Source organism: Collinsella sp. LCP19S3_H3 (assembly GCF_052119145.1).
Classification (GTDB): Bacteria; Actinomycetota; Coriobacteriia; order Coriobacteriales; family Coriobacteriaceae; genus Collinsella.
The window spans coordinates 108796-131345 of sequence record NZ_JBQKFW010000004.1; the positions used below are offsets into that span (position 1 = coordinate 108796).

Annotated in this window: 18 protein-coding genes and 3 tRNA genes; all 21 read right to left on the reverse strand. The window is 63.0% G+C overall.

What is annotated here, in order from left to right; translation table 11 throughout:
* Positions 1-115 precede the first annotated feature (115 nt).
* Entirely contained in the window at positions 116-2947 is a 2832-nt protein-coding gene (locus ACTQZF_RS03225) for a molybdopterin-dependent oxidoreductase (protein WP_441554539.1), read from the reverse strand.
* Positions 2947-3849, reverse strand: a complete 903-nt coding sequence (locus ACTQZF_RS03230) for an FAD binding domain-containing protein (protein ID WP_441041645.1) — start codon at positions 3847-3849, stop codon at positions 2947-2949. The genes ACTQZF_RS03225 and ACTQZF_RS03230 overlap by 1 nt, the downstream gene beginning before the upstream one ends.
* A 133-nt stretch (positions 3850-3982) precedes the next feature.
* Positions 3983-5338: an NADP-specific glutamate dehydrogenase gene (gdhA, locus tag ACTQZF_RS03235; protein ID WP_441554540.1), complete on the reverse strand. Its 1356-nt coding sequence runs from the start codon at positions 5336-5338 to the stop codon at positions 3983-3985.
* Positions 5339-5687: 349 nt separating this feature from the next.
* Positions 5688-5784: transfer RNA gene (locus ACTQZF_RS03240), tRNA-Sec, on the reverse strand.
* A 36-nt stretch (positions 5785-5820) separates the two neighbouring features.
* Entirely contained in the window at positions 5821-7788 is a 1968-nt protein-coding gene (selB, locus tag ACTQZF_RS03245; protein ID WP_441554541.1) for a selenocysteine-specific translation elongation factor, read from the reverse strand.
* Complete coding sequence (selA, locus tag ACTQZF_RS03250; protein WP_441554542.1) at positions 7785-9242, reverse strand: L-seryl-tRNA(Sec) selenium transferase; 1458 nt, start codon at positions 9240-9242, stop codon at positions 7785-7787. The genes selB and selA overlap by 4 nt, the downstream gene beginning before the upstream one ends.
* 140 nt (positions 9243-9382) lie before the next feature.
* Positions 9383-10222, reverse strand: a complete 840-nt coding sequence (locus tag ACTQZF_RS03255; protein WP_441554543.1) for a formate/nitrite transporter family protein — start codon at positions 10220-10222, stop codon at positions 9383-9385.
* Between the two features lie 39 nt (positions 10223-10261).
* Positions 10262-10471 carry a hypothetical protein gene (locus ACTQZF_RS03260; protein ID WP_427727526.1) on the reverse strand — a complete coding sequence of 70 codons (210 nt, stop codon included), beginning with the start codon at positions 10469-10471 and terminating at the stop codon, positions 10262-10264.
* A gap of 11 nt (positions 10472-10482) precedes the next feature.
* Positions 10483-10737, reverse strand: coding sequence for a hypothetical protein (locus tag ACTQZF_RS03265; RefSeq protein ID WP_427727528.1), 255 nt, complete (start codon positions 10735-10737; stop codon positions 10483-10485).
* A gap of 329 nt (positions 10738-11066) precedes the next feature.
* Positions 11067-11140: transfer RNA gene (locus tag ACTQZF_RS03270), tRNA-Gly, on the reverse strand.
* 6 nt (positions 11141-11146) lie between these two features.
* A tRNA-Pro gene (locus tag ACTQZF_RS03275) sits at positions 11147-11223 on the reverse strand.
* A 91-nt stretch (positions 11224-11314) separates the two neighbouring features.
* A complete protein-coding gene (brnQ, locus tag ACTQZF_RS03280) occupies positions 11315-12673 on the reverse strand; it encodes a branched-chain amino acid transport system II carrier protein (RefSeq protein ID WP_441554544.1) in 1359 nt (452 codons plus the stop codon).
* Between the two features lie 66 nt (positions 12674-12739).
* Positions 12740-13879, reverse strand: coding sequence for an aminotransferase class V-fold PLP-dependent enzyme (locus ACTQZF_RS03285; RefSeq protein WP_441554545.1), 1140 nt, complete (start codon positions 13877-13879; stop codon positions 12740-12742).
* A complete protein-coding gene (locus tag ACTQZF_RS03290; protein ID WP_427795782.1) occupies positions 13876-14127 on the reverse strand; it encodes a DUF3343 domain-containing protein in 252 nt (83 codons plus the stop codon). The genes ACTQZF_RS03285 and ACTQZF_RS03290 overlap by 4 nt, the downstream gene beginning before the upstream one ends.
* 19 nt (positions 14128-14146) lie before the next feature.
* Positions 14147-14773 (reverse strand): sulfurtransferase-like selenium metabolism protein YedF, encoded by a 627-nt coding sequence (gene yedF, locus ACTQZF_RS03295; protein ID WP_441053910.1) that lies wholly within the window; start codon positions 14771-14773, stop codon positions 14147-14149.
* A 60-nt stretch (positions 14774-14833) separates the two neighbouring features.
* Positions 14834-15883: a selenide, water dikinase SelD gene (gene selD / locus ACTQZF_RS03300; RefSeq protein WP_441554546.1), complete on the reverse strand. Its 1050-nt coding sequence runs from the start codon at positions 15881-15883 to the stop codon at positions 14834-14836.
* An 84-nt stretch (positions 15884-15967) separates the two neighbouring features.
* Complete coding sequence (locus tag ACTQZF_RS03305; RefSeq protein ID WP_441554547.1) at positions 15968-16732, reverse strand: acyl-CoA dehydratase activase; 765 nt, start codon at positions 16730-16732, stop codon at positions 15968-15970.
* Positions 16733-16887: 155 nt separating this feature from the next.
* On the reverse strand, positions 16888-18051 hold the full coding sequence (locus ACTQZF_RS03310) for a double-cubane-cluster-containing anaerobic reductase (protein WP_441554548.1): 1164 nt from the start codon (positions 18049-18051) through the stop codon (positions 16888-16890).
* Between the two features lie 148 nt (positions 18052-18199).
* Complete coding sequence (locus tag ACTQZF_RS03315) at positions 18200-19483, reverse strand: double-cubane-cluster-containing anaerobic reductase (RefSeq protein ID WP_441540662.1); 1284 nt, start codon at positions 19481-19483, stop codon at positions 18200-18202.
* 429 nt (positions 19484-19912) lie between these two features.
* Positions 19913-20983 carry a sulfate/molybdate ABC transporter ATP-binding protein gene (locus tag ACTQZF_RS03320; protein WP_441554549.1) on the reverse strand — a complete coding sequence of 357 codons (1071 nt, stop codon included), beginning with the start codon at positions 20981-20983 and terminating at the stop codon, positions 19913-19915.
* 3 nt (positions 20984-20986) lie between these two features.
* Positions 20987-22468: a molybdate ABC transporter permease subunit gene (gene modB, locus ACTQZF_RS03325; protein ID WP_441554550.1), complete on the reverse strand. Its 1482-nt coding sequence runs from the start codon at positions 22466-22468 to the stop codon at positions 20987-20989.
* Positions 22469-22550: the final 82 nt, after the last annotated feature.

Below are 22550 nucleotides of genomic sequence, written 5' to 3' on the forward strand. Positions count from 1 at the left end.
GCCCCGTCCCAAATTAGCTACCCCCATCGGCTATCTCCCGCAGCCCACAATTCGGTTGAAAAGTGGGCTGCAGTTTCCTCGGGCTTGCCAAAGAGCGGCGGCTGCCGCGCCTCGCCTACTCCCCCAGCAGGGCCTTCTCGGGCGTGATCGGCAGCGAGCGAACCTGGTGCCCGGTGGCGTGCGCCACGGCCGAGGCAACGGCGGCGAGCGGTGTGTTGATGACGACCTCGCCGATCGACTTGGCGCCAAACGGGCCCGTCGGCTCGTAGCTCGGCTCAAAGGCCACGCGAATGCTGCCGATATCCAGGCGCGTGGGCAGCTTGTAGCTCATAAAGTTACCGGTGCGCAGGCGGCCGCGGTCGTCGTGCTCGACAATCTCGTAGAGCGCGTGACCGATGCCCTGGGCAATGCCGCCCTCGGCCTGGACGCGCGCGAGCGCCTCGTTGATCACGGTGCCGCAGTCCACAGCCGCCGCATAGTCCACCACAGTCACCTTGCCGGTGGCCTTGTCGACCTCGACCTCGGCAATGCCGGCCATAAACGGCGGAGGCGAAACGGGCAGGCAGGCTGAAGCATGCGAGGTGAGCGCGTCGCCGCCCGCGATGTTCTTGACGCACAGGTTGGCAAAGTCGCGCAGCGTGAGGTAGCGGCCGCACTCGCGAGCGGCGCGCTCGTCAGACAGACGCACGTACTGGCCATCAAAGACCACGTCGGCGGCGTCCACGTCCCACATCTGGGCGGCCTTGGCGCAGATCTTCTCGCGCAGCTCGGTCGCGGCATTCTTGGCTGCCAGGCCCGTCACGTACGTGCCCGAGCTCGCGTACGAGCCGGCATCGAACGGCGAGACGTCGGTGTCCACGCCGCGCACCACGATAAGCGAGCTCTCCACGCCCAGCTCCTCGGCGGCAATCTGCGCCAGGATCGTGTCGACACCCATGCCGTTATCGGTGGCGCCGGTGCCGATGGTAATGAAGCCGTCCTCCTCCAGGCGCATGTCGATGCCGCCGATATCCACGTTGGAGATGCCCGAGCCCTGCATGGTGAGCGCGCAGCCCAGAGCACGCACGCGGTCGCCCAGGTCCACGGCCAGCGGCTTGTCGCGCCAGCCGATCATGTCCATCGCACGCAGCAGGCAGCGGTCGAGCGCGCAGGCGTTGAGCTTTTCGTTGTAGTACTGCGGCATAATCTCGCCCTCGCGCACGATGTTCTTAAGACGCAGGTCGGCGGGATCCATGTGCAGCATGTCGGCGAGCTCGTTGACGGCGCTCTCCACGGCAAACTGGCCCTGGGTGGCGCCGTAACCGCGATACGCACCGCCGCGGTTGGTGTTGGTGTAGACGGCGTCCCACCTAAAGCGGCTCGCCTTCACGTGGTTGTAGATGGGCAGGCTCTTGTGACCCGAGAGGCCGATCGTCGTGGTGGCATGTTCGCCATACGCGCCGGCGTTGGACAACGTGTGCAGGTCGATGGCCGTGATGGTGCCGTCTTTCATGGCGCCCAGCTTGACGGTCATCTGCATCTGGTGACGCGAGTTGCCCGCAGTGATGGTCTCCTCGCGGGTGTAGCAGCAATAGCTCGGACGGCCAGTCTGCTGGGTCACGAACGCCACGAAGATCTCGCAGCAGCCCGTCTGCTTGGAGCCAAAGCCGCCGCCGATGCGCGGCTTAATAACCTGCACCTGCGACTGCGGAATGTCGAGCGACTGCGCGACCATGCGGCGCACATGAAAGGGCACCTGCGTGGAAGTGGTCACCGAGATGCGGCCGAACGCGTCGGTCGTCGCGAAGGCACGGAAGGTCTCCATGGGCGCGGTCTGCGTGGCCTGGCTGGTGTAGGTGCGCTCAAAGACGATGTCGCTCTGGGCGAAGGCCTCGTCCAGGTCGCCAAAATCGCTGGTACCGCTGCACACCAGGTTGCGAGCAACGTCGCCGCCCTGCGGGAACATAAAGGTCACGTCGCCCTCGGGGTGGACCACGATGTCGTTATCGAGCGCCTGGGTAAAGTCGAGCAGGGGCTCGAGCACCTCGTAGTCGACCTTGATGAGCTTGAGTGCCTTGTCGGCGGCCTCCTCGGTCTCGGCGGCGACGATCGCCACCTCCTCGTTTTGGTAGCGCACCAGGTTCTCGAGGATCAGGCGGTCGTAGGGGCTCGGCTGCGGATAGCTCTGGCCGGCGATGGTAAAGCGGCGCTTGGGCACGTCCTCGTAGGTGTAGACGCCCACGACGCCGGGCACCTTCAGGGCGCGCGACGTATCGATGGAGCGGATCTTGGCACGGGCATACGGGCTGCGCTTGAGCTTGACGATAAGGGCGCCGGCGGGCACCAGGTCTCCTGTGTAGACGGGACGCCCCTCGAGCAGGGCCTTCGAGTCCTTCTTGGGCTGCTTATGGGTGATCTGCTTGTACGAGACGCCATCGCAGCTGGTGTCGTTGACCGGAAGTTCGGGCATCTCAAAGCCCACCTGCACGCCGGACTCGTTAAGGAAGCGGACGATGGCGCGCAGCTGGCTCTCGTAGCCGCTGCAACGGCAGAGGTTGCCGGCGAGCTGGCGCGAGAGCTCCTCGCGCGTGGCGACGAGGCTCGGGTCCTCCTTGGCGGCGCGGACAAGCGCCAGCACGTTCATGATGAGGCCGGGGGCGCAAAAACCGCACTGCTCGGCGCCTTCGGCAGCCATTGCGTGGGCGAGCGCCTCGGACTCGGCCTTGAGGCCCTCGAGTGTGGTGACGGAGCGGCCCTCGACGCGCGCAGCGGGAACCGAGCAGCTCAGCACCGGGTCGCCATCGAGCCACACCGTGCACAGGCCGCAGTTAGTAGTCTCGCAGGCGCAGCGCACCGACGCGCAGCCCTGCTCGCGCAGCAGCGCAAAGAGCATGGTGTCGGGGGCAATCTGAACCTTGACCTTGCGGCCGTTGAGCGTAAAGGAAAGATCGATGAGTTTGGCAGCCATTAGCGCACCTCGCTAGAATCGACGCCGGGCACGCGGCGGCAGGAATACTCGTCCGTGGCAAACTTAGGCACTTGCACGCCCTCGAGCTCGCGGGCAAGCGAGGCCGAAAGCTCGATGCCAGCGGCGCGGCGCACGGCCTGCACGGCAAGCGGCGCCGAGATGCAACGGCGATAGTCGGCCGAGCCCCACAGGTTGGTGCCGTAGCTCAGTGCGCGTACGGACGCGGCCAGGGCGCGCAGCTCGTCCTCGGAAGGCTGCTCGCTCACCAGGCCGCACGCCTCGCCCTGCAGCAGGGTCGCGCGCAGCGGGCGTGCGCCCACGGTGACATGCCAGCTGTTGTCCCACCAGGCAGCGGTGACGTTTAAGGAGGGGAAGTCGGTCGCGGCCTTGCGCACGGCCTCGTAGCTTGCGCGGTAATCGTGCTTAACGACCACCACGTGCTCGATCACGTCGCGCACGTAACCCATATCCACGAACTCGGCGAGCGGCACGCGGCCGGCACCCGTCAGCTCAACGTACGAATCGAGCGCCAAAAAGGCCGAGAGCACGTCCGAGAAACCAAAGCGACCGTAGATGCTGCCGCCCACCGTGGCGGTGTTGCGCAGCTGCACGCCCACGATATCGTGGACGGCGAACTCAAAGACATGGTTGACAAGCGCGTTGAGCTCGGCATGGCGCTCGAGCTGGCGCAGGGTGCACATGGCACCGATGCGAAACTCGGTCTCGGTCTCCTCGATCTGATCGAGTCCGCAGGCCGAAAGGTCAATCGCCGTCGCCACGCGACGCGAACCCAGGCGCATCCAGATGCCGCCGCCCACAATCTTGTTGTTGCGGTTCTTCTGTAAGAGCTCATAGGCTTCGGCCGCGTTTCCAACGCGAACGTAGGTACCGAACTTGAGCACGTTCTCCCCCATCTCTTCACTTGTCCAGTACCTCTAAGTGTACCAAACGAGGGCGCACAGCCCTCGCCACCATAGAAAAAGGCTCCCAGCCGGATGGCTGGGAGCCTCATCACATGCTATGTCAAGCGAAGATTTAGCAGACGCCCTGGGCGAGCATGGCGTCGGCGACCTTCAGGAAGCCGGCGATGTTAGCGCCCATGACAAAGTTGCCCTCCTGGCCGTACTCCTTGGCGGTGTCGTCCACGTTGTGGAACATGCCGCGCATGAGCTGCTCGAGCTTGCCGTCGACCTCCTCGAAGGTCCATGACAGGTGCTCGGCGTTCTGGCTCATCTCCAGGCCGGACACGAGCACGCCGCCGGCGTTGGCAGCCTTACCGGGCATAAAGGCGACGCCGTTCTCCTGGAAGTAAGTCGTGGCCTCGATGGTCGTGGGCATGTTCGCGCCCTCGCCGACCACCTTGCAGCCGTTGGCGACGAGCGCCTGGGCGTCCTCGAGCAGCAGCGTGTTCTCGCGAGCGCAGGGCAGCGCAATGTCGCAGGGCAGCTGCCACACGCCGCGGCCGTCTCCCTCGTGCCACACGGCGTTGGGCTTCTCGTCAACATACATGGCGAGCGTGACGCCCTTGTCGTGGCCGGAGCGCTTCTTGTTGTAGATGTGCTCGAGCACGGTGTAGTCGATGCCGTCGGGATCCTCGACCCAGCCGTGGGTATCGGAGCAGGCGAGCACCTTGCCGCCGAGCTGGGCGACCTTTTGGACCGCGTAGATAGCGACGTTACCGGAGCCGTGAACGACAACGTTCTTGCCCTCGAAGGAGTCGCCGCGGCTCTTGAGGTACTCGTCCACAAAGTAGACCAGACCGTAACCGGTGGCCTCGGTACGGGCGAGCGAGCCGCCAAAGGAGAGGCCCTTGCCGGTAAGGACGCCGGTCCACTCGTTGGTCAGGCGCTTGTACTGACCGAACATGTAGGCAACCTCGCGGCCGCCAACGCCCAGGTCGCCGGCGGGAACGTCGGTGTTGGGGCCAATGTGGCGATAGAGCTCGGTCATGAAGGACTGGCAGAAGTGCATGATCTCGTTGTTGGACTTGCCCTTGGGGTCAAAGTCGGAGCCGCCCTTGCCGCCGCCCATGGGAAGGGTGGTCAGGCTGTTCTTGAGGATCTGCTCCAGACCCAGGAACTTGAGCATACCCAGGGTGACCGTCGGGTTAAAGCGCAGGCCGCCCTTGTAGGGTCCAATGGCAGAGTTGAACTCGACGCGGTAACCGCGGTTGACCTGAACCTTGCCCTGATCGTCGACCCAGGGAACACGGAACATGACGATGCGCTCGGGCTCGACGAGGCGCTCCAGCAGGGCGGCCTCCTCGTACTCGGGGTGGGCATCGAGCGCCGGCTGGATGGTGCCGAGAATCTCGGTCGCGGCCTGGATGAACTCAGGCTGCTCGGGATAGCGGGCCTTGAGCTCTTCGAGAACTTTCTGCGTGTAGCTCATGCTTCCTCCAATGATGGGAAACGAAAATGTCGGTCACGGCACCCTATGCGCCGCGAACTTTATCGTGTATGGATAATATCGCACTGTTGCAGCAAAGTTTCGCATAAGCCGACGAGCAGATGTTTCATTTTGATTACGATGCAGGTAGAAGCGTTTTTGAGCACCCGACGTACAAATCGCGTGTTTCGAAGCTGTTTCGTCCACATGTTCCAAACCACCACATTGGGGACACATGATGCGCCCGGGCACACCGGCGGCAAGACAGACGACACGGCCGACCCGCACAAAAACAAAACAGCGCCTTTGCGGCACGCAGCAAGACCGCGAGCACAAAAGCGCTGGTGGCGTGTGGCGGGAACGTATGTGAATCGAACACATCCAAGACGTTTTGCACGCCTCGCAACGGTTTTGAGGACCGCGGAGCCCACCGGAGCCCATCCGTTCCCAAGTGCGGCGGTATTTTACCAAACCGAGCAGCCAGTCTAGCGCAGGGACCTCAGGCCGCCGGCTTCCTTGTCGAGCACCGTAAAGCGCACGGCATCCAGGTGCTCCAAGATGCTGATGGCACGTTTGCGCGACACACCCAGCGCCTCGCGCAGCACGCTCGTGGTGGCAGCGCCGCCGGCTGCCTCAATGGCGGCGGCGACAAGCTCGCGCGCATGGGCTTCCGACATGGCAGACAGGGCAACGTCGCGCTCGACCTTAACGATCGAGCGGTTGAGCGAAAGCTCGCGCAGGGCGCGCGTCATGGTGTCGCGGTCGAGCTGCAGTCGCTCACCCACCTCGGGCAGCGTCGGCGCATCGAGGCCGGCCCCGTCGAGCAGCGCCGCAATGCGCTCACACGCCTCGCGCACCACACGCGCCGCGGCAGCAGCGGAGTGCGGGTCGAACACCTCGGTGCCCTCGGCGGCGCACACGCCACGCGAGCAGCCCTCGGCAATCAGAGCCGCGGCAACGCCTTCATCGGCGGCAGGCCACGCAGCATGGGCAACGGCGCCGGGCGTAAAACCCGTCTCCTTGGGAGCCGCCGCGTGCATGGCAGACAGGGTCGCCGCCAGCACGTCCATGGCGGCATCGAGCACGGCGCCATTCGCATACAACGTGCCGCCCGAGCCGGCAAGCTCGCAAACAACACCTCGCGCCACCAACTCGCCCAGCGCTGCCTCAGCCTCACCGGCAACAAGATCGAGCGCCTCGGCAACATCAGCCGCCGCAACCGGCAGCGCTTGCAGCGCCAGCCACGCGTCTACGCCAGCAACGGCATCGCCGGCTTCAAGCGCCGCAAACAGCGCACGCTCGCCGGCCGAAAGCTCGCGCGAGCGACGGCAGCGCGAAAGCAGCACACGCCCGCCGCCGATGAGCATAACGGGCGAATACGACAGCACCACGGCATGGTCTCCGGCGCGCAGCGGCAATGGCTCCTCCAGGCGCACCTGCACGGTACGGGTCTCGCCCACCGCCATGGGGGCCTCGCCCTCCAAAAGCATAACGCGGCCGATGACCTCGGCCGTGCCGGCCATCACGTGCACGCGCGCGCCCGACTCGAGCACGCGCGGCTTGGCGCCCTCGCGGCCCAGGTAGGTAAACGTCATCATAAAGCGCAACGTCTGACCAAAGCGACCCGCCACGCCCAGCATCTCACCACGGTCAAGCGCCGCGACACCGTCACCGACCAGGTTGAGCGCCACGCGTTGCCCAGGCAGCGCGCGCGGCGTATCGCCATGCACCTGAATCCCGCGCACACGACAGACCGTACGCGACGGCAAAGCCATCAGCTCGTCGCCCACCGCAACCGGCGCATCGTGCAGCGTTCCCGTAACGACGGTGCCGACACCCTTGATCGTAAAGCAGCGGTCAATCGGCAGGCGAGACGAGGCATCGCTCCGATCGGAACGGTCGCGGCAAGCATCCCAGCAGGCACTTACCTGCTCGTCGAGCACCGCAAGCAGCCCGTCGATCCCCTCGCCCGTCTTGGACGACACGGGCACAATCGGCGCGCCCGCAAACACGGTACCCGACAAAAAGTCATCGACATCGAGCTCGGCAAGCTCGGTCATCTCGGCATCGGCCAGGTCGCACATCGTCAGCGCGACCACCATATGCGTAACGCCCAGCAGCTCCAGCACATGCGCGTGCTCGCGGGTCTGCGGCATCACGCCCTCGACGGCCGAAACCACCAGCACGGCCACGTCGATACCCGTGGCGCCCTGCACCATGGCGCGCAGGTAGTGGGCATGGCCAGGCACGTCGACCAGGCCGACAATCTTGCCACTCGGCAGCGCCAGCTCGCCAAAGCCAAGCTCAACGGTCATACCTCGACGACGCTCAACCTCCAGACGGTCAGGATTCTTGCCGGTCAGTGCCTCGATCAATGCCGACTTACCGTGGTCGACGTGGCCCGCCGTGCCAACGATAACGGGACACTCCACCAGCGCCTGGACCTCACTCATCGAGCAAGCGCCTTCTCAACGCATGCGGCAAGCGTCGACGCCGCCGTCTCGATATCGCGGTCGCCCACGAGCGTACGGACGTCAAACAAAATGCGATCGTGCGAGGTTCGCGTGACCACCGGCGTGTCGAAGTCCTGGACAAGCGAGCGCTTGAGCGCATCGACCGTCAGGCGCGCGTCAACAAGACGCACGGCAACGCACATCGTGGGCAGCTCCATGGTAGGCAGCGAGCCGCCACCGGGGGTCGACGATTCCTTGACGATCTCCACCTGAACGGCGCACGGGCAACCGGCCTTATCGAGCCCGGCGACCATACGATCGCGCAGCTTGCGGGCACGTCGCTCCAAATGGGCCTGCGGCAGCGTAAGCATGTTGAGCACCGGAATATCGCGATGGGCAACATCGGCGCCGTCCATGTAGATACGCAGCGTGGCCTCGAGCGCCGTAAGCGCCAACTTGCCCGGACGCAGAGCGCGCATGAGCGGATGTGCGCCGCAGGCCTGGACCAGATCGCGACGGCCCATGATGATGCCCGCCTGCGCCGCGCCCAGCAGCTTATCGCCCGAGCACGACACGATATCGAGCCCCGCCGCGACCGAAGCCGGCGTGGGTTCCTCGCCACCGCGCACCAGGATGTCATCGGGCAGGAGCGCGCCCGAACCCTGGTCCTCATAGAACAGCAGGCCATGCTTGTGAGCAAGCGCCGCAAGCTCCCGAGAGCTCACCTCCTCGTGAAAGCCCTCGATGCGATAGTTGGAAGGATGGACCTTGAGAATCATGGCCGTATCGGGCGTGATGGCTTGCTCATAATCTGCTAGGTGCGTGCGGTTGGTGGCGCCGACCTCGACGAGCTTGGCGCCCGAAGACGCCATGACATCGGGGATGCGAAAGCTGGCGCCGATCTCGACAAGCTCGCCGCGGCTAACGATGACCTCCTTGCCTGCGGCATGAGTAGCCAGCACCAGCAGCACCGCGGCGGCGTTGTTGTTGACCACAAGCGCGTCCTCGGCACCGGTGAGCGAGCGGATCAGATGCGCGGCGTGTTCCTTGCGCGACCCGCGCGAGCAGGTGTCCACGCTGTACTCGAGCGTACTGTACCCGCGCGCAACCTCGGCCACGGCCTTTGCCGCCGACTCCGCGAGCGGGGCGCGGCCCAAGTTGGTATGGATGACCACGCCCGTGGCGTTGACGGCAGGGCGCAGGCTCGGCAGCGCGGAGCGGTGCGCACGCCACTCGATCGCCGAGGCCAGGTCGCGCTTAGAGCGCGGGACGGCACCGGCGCGAATGGCGGCGCGTTCCTCGTCGAGCTCGGCCGTGACGGCGGCATGCACCACCGCGTCGCAGGTCTCCCCCGCCGCCTTCACTACCGGCCACTCGGCGAGCAGCTCGTTGACGGAGGGAATGGCGCGCAGGCGGGCGCGAACCTCATCGGACATGTTCTGGCTATCGCTCATGTGCGGCCTTTCAAAACCAAAGGTGAATCAATCGTTCGAACGTCAAACTATCAGCCGATTCGATCGGCTGAGTCAATCAATCGCTATTATCCTCGCACGGCGACGCCCCGCGGGAGGTCCAACGTCAAACAGACGGTACCCTACGCCTCAGACTTCTTGGCGTAGATAAACCAGTAGCCGAGCGCGACCAGAACCGCACCGCCCACGATGTTGCCCAGCGTGGCGGCGGACAGGTTAAACGCAATGCCCGCGGCGTTGAGCGCATCGGCGCCGGCGACGTCGGCACCATAGCCGCACGCGTGCATCACGGCACCCATGGGCAAAAAGTACATATTGGCAACGCAGTGCTCAAAACCGCAGGCCACAAAGGCGGCGATGGGCAGCAGAATGCCCACGACCTTATCGACCACGGTCTTGCCGGCGGTACCGATCCACACGGCCAGGCACACAAAGATGTTACACAGGATGCCGCGGAAGAAGATCGTCAGCCAGTCGATCGTCACCTTGCCGGCGGCGACACCCACCATGGAATTGGCGACCGCCTCGCCGTTGAGCTTGTAAACGCCGGCCATGTACACCAAAAAGACGATGAACAAGGCACCGGCAAAGTTGCCAAGCCACACGACGAGCCATGCCTTGAGCATCTGGATCAGGGTGATCTTTTTGCTCTTGAGCGCGCAGACCATAAGCGAATTACCGGTGAACAACTCGGCGCCACACACCAGCACCAGCACCAGGCCCAGGCAAAAGCACAGGCCGCCCACGACGCGCTGGGCACCCCAGCCCAGCGTGCTGTCGCTCAAAAACACCGTAAAGAACAGACCGCCGAAGGCGATAAACGCACCGGCGAACATTGCCAACAGAAAGGCCTTATCGACCGGCAGGTTAGCCTTGGTCACACCGGCGGCCTCGGTCTTGGCCTCGATCGCGGCGGGCGCCAGGCAATCGGGGGCAGGGTACTCCACCTTGGAATCTGCCATGTCAATCACTTCTTTCCTAATCACCAGGGACAAGCGCTGCTACAGCTCCTGTCCCAAGCGGACAAAGTGGGAAAAGTCGTTGGCGGCCACGGCGTCGTACACGGCGTCAACGGCGTCAAAGACTTCCGGGGACATGGGGTTGTAGAACTCCGTGTCGCCCGGCTGAATCCCTATGAAGAAGATATCATCGCACGATTGCTCGATTTCTTCGATCAGAATCGACAAAGGGAGCGAATGCGTGGTGAACATCGACTTGCGGGCTACGTCGCGTTTGTCGAGCAGGCGGATGGTGCCACCTGCTGAGCATGCAGGCCAAAGTCGTCGTCAAACACCGAGATGCCGGCCTTGGCCGACCCGCGAAAACCGCGCTCGTCGAGCAGCGCATCGCAGGCCTCGAGTAGCGACGGCACGTGCCAACCATAATCTGCCAGATAATAGCCGGCGTTTCCTGGCCGAGCAATCTCAACCTGAAGCTCAGGTGCAAGTTGCGGTGAAATACGGACTACATGGGCCATAAAAGCCGGAAAACAGTCCGTATTTCACCGCAACTTAGGAGGGGATGTGGGGTTCCCAGCATGTATATGGAAATATATGGATGAATGGCTCTGCTTCCAAAAGGAAGCAGAGCCATTCATCCATCTTGTGGAGCGGGCGACGGGAAGTCCAAGGGTTTGCTTCGCAAACCCTTGTTTCGCTGCGGGCCATTGGCCCTTGCGTGCTGCGCTGGAAAATGCTCACGCATTTTCTCAGCTTCGCACCCTGCCGAGTTCGATTCCCGTCGCCCGGCACGCTTATGAAAACGGCTCTGACACCAAATAGAGCCAAAGCCGTTAAAACTATCCTATGGAGCGGGCGACGGGAATCGAACCCGCGTCATCAGCTTGGAAGGCTGGGGTTCTACCATTGAACTACGCCCGCAAGATATGGTCGGGACGACAGGATTTGAACCTGCGACATCCTGCTCCCAAAGCAGGCGCGCTACCAAACTGCGCCACGTCCCGAAGGTGTTGAGCAGCTAAGGTCTAAACCTTGCGTGTCCCAAAGTGAAGGAAATTATAGGGGAGACTTCCCGCTTGTGCAAGCGACGATACCCTAGCTCCTCGAATGTGTGACAAACTGGCTATGGAGCAGGCCAATCACAAACGCCACAACGGCGGCCGGCGCCCACGCGGCTCCAATATCCGCCAGCGGCAGCGCATCGAACGGCAGCCACGCGCCCGTAAAGAACGCATCGCGGACCGAAGTGATTACGCTCTGTACCGCGACAACGCCGCCGACCCAGACCCACACCTGCGGATGCGCGTCGCAAAAGCCGTGCACCAGGCCCATAAGCACCAGCACGATGGCAACGGGATACAGGGCATTGAGCATAGGCACCGAGAACATGAGGATCGCGTCGAGGCCCACGTTGGAGAGCACGCACGAAAACGCCGCGAACACAAAGGCGAGAACCGCAAAGGGACGGCGCATAGCCTCCTCGGAAGCCTCCGCTCCCCCTTCGACCACATACGTCTCGCAGAAGTAGCGCGAGCAGCAGCTGATGAGGCCGATGCACACGTTCATGCAGGCGAGGAAAAAGATCGCAAAGACCACGACCGTGCCGACAAGGCCAAAGTGCATGGAGGCAGAACGGGCAAGGATGGCAGCGCCGTTGGTGGCATCGGGCACAACCGTGCCGAGCTGCATGCCGGCAAGCGCCAGGCCGCAGTAGATGACGGCCATGAGCACGCCGGCGATCACACCGGAACGCGAGATCTCGAAGGCCACGCGCTTGTCATCGGTCACGCCCAGCTCGTGGATGGTCTCGGCGATGATAATGCCAAAGGCGAGCGATGCAAGCAGGTCCATGGTCTGGTAGCCGGTCAAAAAGCCCTGCACGGCGGCGCCTGCATCGTAGGGAGCCTGAGGCGCGGCAGCGGGACCCAACGGCGAGACCACGGCGGCACCCACGACCAGCACGATGAGCGCAATGAGCGCGGGGCCCGTAATGCGACCGAGCACGCGCGTGATAACGCCCGGACGAAGCGTGAGCACAAACGCGACGACGAAGAACCCGATGGCAAACACCAGACGTGCCGTGCCGAGCGAGACGCCCTCCGGCAGCAGCGGCACCAGCATCTCGAAGGCCGTGGAGCTCGTGCGCGGAATAGCCAGGCACGGGCCGATGGCTAGATACACCGCCGCAACGAAGAATTCGCCAAACTTAGGATGCACACGCCCGGCCAGCTCGCGCGCCGTTCCGGCAAGCGCCACGGCGATAAAGCCCATGACGGGCAGGCCGATGGCGGCAATCAGAAAGCCGAGCATGGCAAGCGGCGTGGCAGAGCCTGCCTGCAGCGCCAACAGCGGCGGAATAATGAGGTTGCCGGCGCCAAAGAGCATCGAGAACAGGGCGATGCCGACGGTAACGACATGGTCGGAGCGCAGGCCGCGCGGGGCGGATGAGGCCATGGGACCACCTTTCGGGTCGAAACAAAACGGGACGGGCAAAAGACCCGTCCCGCAAGTATATACGCTCTAGCAGGCTAAATCGCGGAGCGCGTCAATCGCGGTGTCGACTTCCTCGTCCGTGTTGAAATACCCAAACGAGAAACGAACGACACCCTGACGCTCAGTCCCGAGCGCGCGGTGCATGAGCGGGGCACAATGGGCGCCGGGGCGCGTCGCAATCCCCCACCCTTGCATAAGCGCGTCAGAAATCTGGGCAGAGTCGATATCTCCCACGTTGAGTGAGACGATCGCCGAGCGCACGGGCTGGTCAAAGGCACCGTAGAGCTTAATCCCCGGAATCTCGCGCACGCCGGCAAGGAAGCGCTCTGCAAGCGAGCGCTCATGCGCCGCAATCGCCTCGACCCCACCCTGGGCCTCGATAAAGTCGAGGCCGGCAGAAAGGCCCGCGATACCGTGACCGTTGAGCGTGCCCGCCTCAAGGCGCGTGGGCCACTCAAGCGGCTGCAGCGCATCGAAGCTGTGTACACCGGTGCCGCCCATGGCCCAGGGCGGCACGTCAATGCCTTCCGCCACGGCCAGGCCGCCGGTGCCTTGAGGTCCCATGAGCCCTTTGTGGCCGGTAAAGCACACGACATCGAGCCCCATGGCGTGCATATCGATATGCGCCGTACCGGCAGACTGCGAGGCATCGACGATCACCAGCGCACCTGCCGCATGGGCCATGGCCGCTACGCGCGCAATGTCGACCGCGTTGCCGGTCACATTGGAGGCGTGCGTCACCACCACAGCACGCGTGTCCGGCGTAACCAACCGCTCGAGCTCGTCGTAGTCGAGCACGCCGTTCGCGTCGCAGCCCGCATGCTCAACCGCCACACCCTGTTCCGCCGCCAGGCGATTGAGCGGGCGTAACACCGAGTTGTGCTCGAGCACCGTCGTGACCACACGGTCGCCGGGGCGCACCACGCCACAGATGGCGGTGTTGAGCGCAGCCGTGGAGTTGGGCGTAAAGCACACATGGTCAGCTCTCGGGCAACCCAAAAAGCGCGCGAGCTTGGCACGGCAACCGTGAATCGTACGAGCCGCATCGAGAGCACCCGACGTGGCGCCGCGCCCGGCATTGCCGAGCGAGCACATCGCCTGCGTCACGGCATCGATGACCGTCTGCGGCTTATGCATGGTCGTCGCCGCGTTATCCAGATAGATCATCGCACGACCTCCCACATGTCAATCACCGTAAAGCCCTCGGTGGGAACACCAGCTGCGGCAAGCTCGGCGCGCAGCAGCTCCTCATCGGCAGGCAACGCCTTCCACGCCAAGCCGCAGCCGGCAGCGACCTCCCCGGGCACGGGAATCGTGCGCCCGGGAAGGCCGCGCTCGATGCATAGGGTCTCGCACCCCATGGCGGCCGCCGTGGTGGGAAACGTGATGACAAGCGCCGGGCGCTTCTCCCTCATGGCAACTCCAACCAATACGCTACGGGCGCACGACGCGCACGGCCTGCTCCATCTTCTCCACGATCACGTACATGTTGGTGACCTCGCCCACCGCAAGCTGGTCTTTGATGCCAAAGTGGTCCAGGCAGGTACCGCAGGTGAGAATCTCGACGCCCTGCTCGGCCAGGCCCTTCAGGTCATCGAGCACCGGAGAGCCCTCGACGGTGAGCTTGGCGCCGCCGTTGTAGAACAGCATGGTCGCGGGCAGCTCCTCCTGCTGCGTCACGGCAAAGATGAAGGCCTTCATGAGCTTGTGGCCCAGCTCGTCGTCGCCACTGCCCATGCAGTCGGTGTAGACGGAAATGACGAGTTTGCCCTTGCCGGCGCTGGCATCACAGAAGGCAGCGCCATCCTGCTCGGGGTCCGCAACGGCCACGGCACCGGCGGTCGCCACGGTCACGTGCCACTCGGCGTCAGAAACCTTCTCGACCGAGGCCGTGCAACCCTTCTCCTGCGCCATCTTGGAGATGTTCTTGACGGCGGTCTCGTTATCGACCGAGGTCACGACAACGCCCTCGCCATCGAGTTGCTTGAGCGCCTTAAGCGTCTTGACGACGGGCAGCGGGCAGGCATCGCCCATGGCATTAACTTCAATCTTGGTAGACATAGCATTTCCTTTCGAAAGAACCGTTCTAGAGAACGGTAAACAGTTACATAAACGTGCGGGCTAGCGGACAACGTGGACGGCAGGACCGCCTGGCACCGGCTCGCACACGCGACCGACGACGGCGGCAACGCGCCCCTCGGCATGCAGACGGCGCGCAAGCTCATCCACATCGGCAGCAGGTGCCGCGATGAGCAAACCACCCGAGGTCTGCGGATCGTACAGCGCATCCAGCATCCCCGGCTCCAGACCATCGTCGACCGCCACGCGCGGGCCAAAAAAGTCCTGGTTACGGTAGGCGCCGGCAGGGATAATGCCAAGGCGTGCCATGTCGAGCACCTGGTCAAAGAGCGGCACCGCCCCCGACACAAGCTCAATCTGCACGCCCGAGCCCTCGGCCATCTCGCACGCATGTCCGATCAGGCCAAAGCCCGTGATGTCGGTGCAGCCATGAAGCTCGAGGTCCTCGGCCAGACGAATCGGAGCCTCGTTGAGGGTCCGCATCGAGTCGAACATCGGGCTGGCATCATCCTGTTCGATGAGCTCGCCCTTAATGGCCGTAGTGATGATGCCCGAGCCGATCGCCTTGGTCAGCAGCAGAACATCGCCCACGTGTGCGCCGCTGTTGGTGAGCATACGGTCAAGCGCGACAAAGCCACTCACGGACAGGCCGTACTTGGGCTCGTCGTCGTTGATGGTGTGGCCGCCCGCGATGGCACAGCAGGCCTCGACGCACTTGTCGGCGCCACCCGCCAGAATCTGGCCGGCAACCTCAACGCCCAGGCAACTGGGTATGCAAAGCAGGTTCATGGCATGGCTCGGCCGTCCGCCCATGGCGTATATGTCCGACAGCGAGTTTGCCGCGGCGATCTGGCCAAACAGGAACGGGTCGTCGACCATCGGTGGGAAGAAGTCGATGGACTGCACGAGGCCCAAGTTATCGCCAACGCGGAAGACGCTCGCATCGTCGGAGGTATCGAACCCCACGAGCAGGTTGTCGTTATGCACATTGGGTAAGTCGCCCAGGACCTGGGCGAGGGCTCCAGGAGCCAACTTAGCGGCTCAACCGCTCGCGGCAGTCATCTGCGTGAGCTTCATGAGATCGTCAGCCATCGATTCCTCCTCTCATCGGTCAATCAGTTCCTCCCAGTATACGCATGGCGGCGCCGAGAGCGGGCAATTTATCGCACCGGCCCCCTACGCGAGCGCCTGGGCTCGAATGGCCGCACCGATGGCACCGGCAAAGCGGGCCTGGGGCGAGGTGGTGACCGGCGAGCCCACCAATGCGCCAAGACGCTCGACGACATAGGCGTTTTCGCACAGACCACCGGTCAGATAGTACGGGGCGCCCGCGGCTTGCGAGGCCATGGTCGCCACACGCGACACGACGCTCTCGATCACGCCACGCGCAATGTTCTCGCGCGGCTCGCCGCGGCCGATCAGACTAATGACCTCGCTCTCGGCAAACACCGTGCACATGCTGCTGATCTTGGTGGGCTCGCCGGAACGCGCCAGGTCGGCCATCTGCTGCTGGGAAATGCCCAGGCGGTCGGCCATGATCTCCAAAAAGCGCCCCGTACCGGCGGCGCACTTGTCGTTCATGGCGAACTTTGCCACGCGGCCGCCCTTGATCGTAATGACCTTGGTGTCCTGGCCGCCCACGTCGATCACCGTGCCATGGTCGCCAAACAGACGCACGGCACCGGTACCGTGGCAGGTAATCTCGGTCACTACCTTGTGCGCATAGGGCACGGCGACACGACCATATCCGGTCGCGACCACGCGCACATCGTCGGTAGCCACGTCATAGCCAGCCGCTGCCAGTGCCTCGCGCAGCCGCTCGGAAGCATCGACCGACGAGAACCCGGTTGGCTGCACGCACGTCCACGCCACCAAACCCTCCCCATCGACCACAGCGGCCTTAGCCGCCGTAGACCCGATATCGATCCCGATCCCTATCATGGCTCTCTCCTAATCTAAACATCAAAGGTAGCGGCGCGTTCAGGCGCCTTAGCTCTAGGTTTCTCAGGTGCCGGAGATTGCCCCGAAAGAGGAGCGCAGCGTACTTTGGGTACGCAAGCGACGGTTTGAGGGGCAAGATCCGGTGCCTGAGGAAGCTAGAGGGTTTCGATGAAGGCGGCGATGCGCGTCTCGATCTGGCCCATGTCGCCGTTGCTGTAATCGGTCTCGATCTTCATATACGGAATGCCTGCGCCCTCAACAGCCTCCTGCATGCGTGCACTCTCCACGTTAAAGGTGTGACAAGCCTGCAGCACGCTCTCCACTACACCATCGACGTGGTACTTCTCGCACATGGCCAGCGTGTTTTCCATACGACCGTCGTTGGGCGTCATGACCGAGCAGTTGATGTCCAGGTAGCGGTCGGCGATGGCGCGCAGCATGTCGGGCGCGTCCGGGTCGATCATCATGGCCGCCGTGCGCTCGCCCGAGCAATCGTCCATGCACACGACCACGCCGCCGTTGGACTCGATGGTGCGACCGATCTTGTTGATCACGCCGCCCACCGGGCAGCCGGTGATCAGAATGCGCTTGGCATCCGCCGCAACCGGACGCTCGCCCGCGTTGTAGGCCTCGCGCAGCTTGGCAACCTTTTGCTCCAACTGCTGCGTATAGGCCTCGATATCAAAGCTGAACGTGCCGGCAAACATGGTGCTCATCAGGTCGACGCCGCTCATGGCCGCCGGCTGGTTAGCCTGCAGCACAAACATCTCGAGCTGGGCCGCACGCAAGCGGTTGCGACGACGGACGGCAGCGCGCAGGTCATCGTCGGTAATCGTGATGCCGTAGAAGCCCTCGAGCTCCTCCTTGAGCAGGCGGCACTCCTCGTACCAGCCTTCACGCTCGTAGGCGCGGTCGCGACCCTGAGGAAGATGCAGAATGTGCGTGCGCTTGAGCTCCCCCAGCAGCTCGTACATCTTCTTCTTGCCGTCACAGGTGGTCTCGCCGATGATCATGTCGCTAAAGTACGTAAACGGGCACTTTTGCGAGTAGGCAAAGCCGTACGTCGACTTGATGAGCGGGCAGAGGTTTGACGGCAGCACCTTCTCGGCCTCGGGAATCACCTCGTCGGACGTACCGCACAGAGCCACGCTTGCAGCCCCCGCGGCATCGATAATCTCGAGCGGCGTATAGCTGCACAAAAAGCCGACCAGGCGATTACCCGCCTGCTTATAATCCTTGACGCGAATAAACGCCGCCTTGCGCTGCTCGTTGAACTCCTCAAACGTGGACGGCAACGGCTGCTCAATTTTTTCCGACATATAACTCCTAAACTTTTTACCAACCAAGGAAACGGCTTTCCCAGGTGCCCGAGGTTGCCGTGAAAGAGGAGCGCCGCATACTTTGGTAGCAAGCGACGGTTTGAACGGCAAGATCGGGTGCCTGGGGAAACCGCCGAGACGGATAGCCCTAAATGGTTTCCAAGAAAGCCTCAATCCTGGTTTGCAGTTGGCCTGCATCCTCGCCGGCGTAGTCGGTCGTGATGTGCATAAACGGAATGCCGGCCTCCTCGGCGGCCTTCTCCACGGCAAACGACTCCATCTCGTAGAGCGTGCAGAACTGCAGGGCCACGTCGACGATGCCGTCGGCATGCAGGTCCTTGGCCATCTGGACAATGTCCTTCATACGCTGGTCGTTGGGCGTAAAGACGGCACAGTTGATCTTAAAGTAGCGCTCGGCAATGGCGTCGAGCATCTCGTCGACCGTCTCGCCGGACTCATCGACCAAGTCCTTGTAGTAGCGCGAGCCCGTGCAGGACTCCTCGCCCACCACGACGCCGCCAGCCTTCTCGATGAGGTTGAACAGCTTCCAGTTGGGCACGGCCATGGGCGTACCGGTGTACAGGATGCGCTTGGTCCCCTTGGGCGCCACGCCCTCGCCGGCCTCGACACGCTGCTCGCACTCATCCGCCATATCGTTAATGGCTCCGGTCAGACGCGGCGTGTCGTCCATAAAGGCGGCCTGGACGGTTAGCAGGCTGTCGAGACCGCTGATGGGCGCCGGGTCGGCAGCGCGTGTGGCGGCGAGGCGCTGCAGGGCGCGACGCTTCTCATTGACGGCGTGGATGGCGGCCTTCAGACGCTCGGGCGTAATCTTGACGCCGCACTCTTCCTCAATCTTGGCGGCGAGCTTCTTGACCTCGGCCTTCCAGGTCACGAGCGTCGACTCGTTGTGTACGTTGGGAATATCCATGACGTACATGTTCTTTTGCGTGGCAAAAAACTCGTAGGCCTTCTTCTTGCCATCGCAGGTGTTCTCGCCCACCACCAGGTCGCTCGACTCAATGTAGGGGCAGACCTCGCCCAGCTTAAAGCCGGCAAAGCTCTTGATAAGCGGACAGGTGTTGCGGGGCAAGTGCTCCTCGACCTTATCGGTTGCCCAATCGGCACCAGAGCACAGACCCACGGGGATACCGTCGCAGGCAAGTACGATCTCCTCGGGCACGTAGACGCAGAACGAGCCCACAATCTTGGTGGCCTCGCCGGCCTCCTTCTTGTCGAGCATCTCCTTAATGCGGCCGCTATGGATGTTGGTGGCCACAAAGTCCAGGTAGGACGTGGACTTGGGACGGTTGTTCTGCGTCAGGAACATGTCGCCGTACATCTGGCCCACGGCGCCCAGCAGCATGTCGTGGTCGGCAAGATTCATGCCGAGGCTCTCCCACATCGGATGGAAATCGAATTCTTCAGCCATAACGGTTCCCCTCTCGAACCAAAAACGGATAACAGCGGTATCGATGCACGACGGACGGCGATTGCCCGGCCGCGCTCAAACCCGGAATTTTGGGGAACCTGCTTTGCGGTCGATTATTTAGTTGTGCGTCGTCTCTCCCGGAGCCGTGAACATACCTGCTCATATGCGGCTCCGAGCCATATATAGGGCACGCGCGGCAACGCGGCGAATGTATGTCGTCTGCGGCATGTGCGCACCCTCCTTAACCAGTTGAGGTCAACTATATCAACGGTCATCGACCATGCGAACACCGTTGACATTCGTACGACAGCATCGTGTGCCGTCGTTTAATAAATAATTATCTTGATTGATAAGAGTTTGTCATCCCTCATTCGGCGAACGGCAAGACAAAGCCGCCGAGGCTTATATCCCCGACGGCATTACCCGGCGCTATCGACAGACCAAATGAATCCTGCTCGCATCAAAATGCATGCGCAAGGTCTCCCCCGCCTGTGGCAGCCCCTCTACAGGTACGCTCACCTTGTTGACCTTCCACTGCAGACGCGTTGGCGCATCGACGCGCGGTACGTCCAGCAGCACCAGGCGCTCAAAGCGCGAATCGCTCACTCGGGCCACGTGCAAATCATAGCTGTTGCGGCCCCGCTCGGCACGGTTGTCCACATGGAAGTAACTTGCGCGAATGCCCAGGTACACCACATTATCGGGAACCTCGCGACCCACGTTAAAGGTCATGCCCCAGTCGAGGGCCTCAACTTCTTCGTCGCCGATCTTGCGCGCCCGGCTTGTGTTCTTGCAGCCCGTCAGGCGCAGCGCCGCCAGCGTCTGCGGACGGCGGACCACGTCCTCGATAGAGCCGATCTCCTCCACATGCCCGTTATGCATCACGCAGATGCGCTGGCAGAGGCGGCACGCTTCGTCAATGTCGTGGCTCACGTAGAGCACGGTGCGGTTACAGACGTCGAACAGGTCGAGCATGTTCTGCTCGAGGGCGCTCTTAAGATAGGAATCGAGCGCGCTCATAGGCTCGTCGAACATAAAAATGCCCGGATGCGCCGCCACCATGCGGGCAAGCGCCACGCGTTGCTGCTGGCCGCCCGAGAGTCGCGCGGGATAGCGTTTGGCAAAATCGGCCAGACCGAAAATGCCCAGATAGCGCTCGGCGAGCTTTTTGCGCGCGGCGGCGTCGCCCGCATCCTTTACGCCGGCGCATACGTTATCGGCCACCGTCATGTTGGGAAACAGCTGATAGTTTTGGAACAGCAGGGCGCATTTGCGCTCCTGGGGCGACAGGTTGATGCCGGCCGCCGAGTCAAAGAAGGTCATGCCGTTGACAACGATCTTGCCCTCGTCGGGCGTCTCCACGCCGGCGATGCAGCGCAGCGTGCAGCTCTTGCCGCAGCCCGAGGCACCCAGCAGCGCCACGCGCTCCTCGCCGGCCTCAAGCTGCATGTCGAGCGTAAACCCGGGATAGCGCTTTTTGATGTCCAGAACGAGCGACATGGCCTATCGACCTCCCTTCGAGACGGCGTCATCGCGCATGAGCTCGGCCAGCGCCTCGCGATCGATACGCAAGGCATCGCCGCCCGCCGGGTCGAGCGAATCGCCCTGTCCGGCGAGATCTTTGGCCTGCTTGCGCTCCGCACGGGAAAGGCCGCGCTCGCGGTACTTTTGCGAATGCGCAGTGTACATGTTGATGAACAGGATGACTAGGAAACTAAACACGATTACGACGATGACCCAAAAGAGGGCCACCGACGTATTGCCGCCCATCCATTCAAAGTAAATGGCGATGGGAATGGTCTGAGTAATACCGGCGTAGTTGCCCGCAAAGAACAGGGTGCAGCCAAACTCGCCCATCGCGCGGGCAAAGGCGAGGACCGTACCGGCGGCGATGGAGGGCCAGCCGAGCGGCATCATGAGCTTGGCAAAGATACGACGTTCGGACCATCCCAAGGTTCGCGCGGCGTCGAGCATCTGCGTGTCGAGGCTCTCGAAGACACCGAGTGCCGTACGGTAGACCAGGGGAAACGACACCACCACGGCAGATATCACCGCCGCCGGCCACGTAAAGACGATCGAGATGCCGTGCGCGATAAGCCACTGGCCCACCCCGGTCGAGCGGCCAAACAGCATGAGGAGCAGAAAGCCGCAGACCGTGGGCGGCAGCACCATAGGAATCGTAAAAACCGAATCGAGCAGGCCCTTGATGCGACTCGAGGTACCCATAGTCTTCCACGCGGCGAACAGGCCCAGCGCAAAGGAGATCAGCAGGGCAAGGCCGCTCGTTTTAATGGACACCCAAAACGGGCGATAGTCGATGTCGCCAAAGAAGGCTGCGGCGCGCTCCGCCAGCGACGGCGGCACCGTCGTCGACACGTCCGCATACCGCACGAGGGCGGCGTTATCACTCCACAGGACGCCGTCACCCAAATCTAGCTCGGCATTCGCGGCGTCGGCGGCATTCACTACCGTGTAGTAATCGCCGTTGCCGCCCTTCACCTTAAACTGATAGCGGTAATCGCTTTGCACCAGCGCGTTATCCGAGGTAAAGACCCATTCGAGATTAGAGTCCTCCAGCAACGCACCACCCATGGAGTGCGACTTGTCGAGCCCCACGAGCATCTTCTTGAGCGCCTTTTGGTCATCTGCCTTTGAGATGTCGAGCCCCGCGTCTTTGGCGGCATGGGCGTCGAGCCAGACCACGATGCTCTCAGGCGTCGTCACCGTCACGAGGGTCGTCTTCTTGTAGATAGGAAAACGGTAACCCTCGGGCTGACCCGCAAACGAACGGGCTGTGCCCTTGGCATTGCGCTCAAACGCGTTGAGGCCAAACCCGACGCCATCGATAAGCGCGGAATCTTCGGTCGCCTGGCGGCCATCGGCGGTAGTGAAGAGCGCCTCGGCCCGAGCAACCCCGGGCGGTGCGGTCAGCACGCACAGAACCGCAGCCAGCACGGCGAGCAGGCGAATCGTTTTCCTTGACACGGGCGACTCCTCAAACACAGGGCAACGGCGCGCGGACACGCCGGTTCAATCAAGAGGGCGGGCGATCGCGAGAACGCCCGCC